The sequence below is a fragment of the Janthinobacterium sp. GMG1 genome, assembly GCF_034427795.1.
Classification (GTDB): Bacteria; Pseudomonadota; Gammaproteobacteria; order Burkholderiales; family Burkholderiaceae_D; genus Janthinobacterium.
Map to the genome: position 1 here is coordinate 1 of NZ_JAXQNT010000054.1, position 391 is coordinate 391.

Annotated in this window: 1 protein-coding gene; it reads right to left on the minus strand. The window is 51.4% G+C overall.

Going from position 1 to position 391, the window contains the following annotated elements:
* Positions 1–108: 108 nt before the first annotated feature.
* Positions 109–391: hypothetical protein (locus tag SJI03_RS28860; RefSeq protein WP_322429468.1), on the minus strand; the 283-nt coding region annotated here is incomplete at its 5' end.

A 391-nucleotide genomic window follows, 5' to 3' on the forward strand; every position in this document is an offset into this window, starting at 1 on the left:
ATGCGCGTCTACCAATTCCGCCACGTGGGCATTGTTACTGCTTGCTGCTTATCGCTGCGTGTTCTGCAGCGAGGACAAAATCATAAGGGCTGGCGCGCATTCGGTCAATCAACATTTCGCACTTTTCTTCAAGAAACATGTTTTTTCGCCTGAAAACGGCTGCCTCCTATGAAAAAAGGCTGAATCTGCCTCTTTTTTCAGCGGTTTCTTGCGGGTTTCTGTCCGCAGGTGTGCCGGGTAGGCTGCTTGCTGGGAACGTGGTGGTGGCTTTTTGCTGCGGAAATGAAAAAAGCCGCAAACTCGTGAAAGTTTGCGGCCTTTTTGCGAATTAGGTAATGGTGCCCACGAAGGGACTCGAACCCCTACACCCGAAGGCACATGGACCTGAACC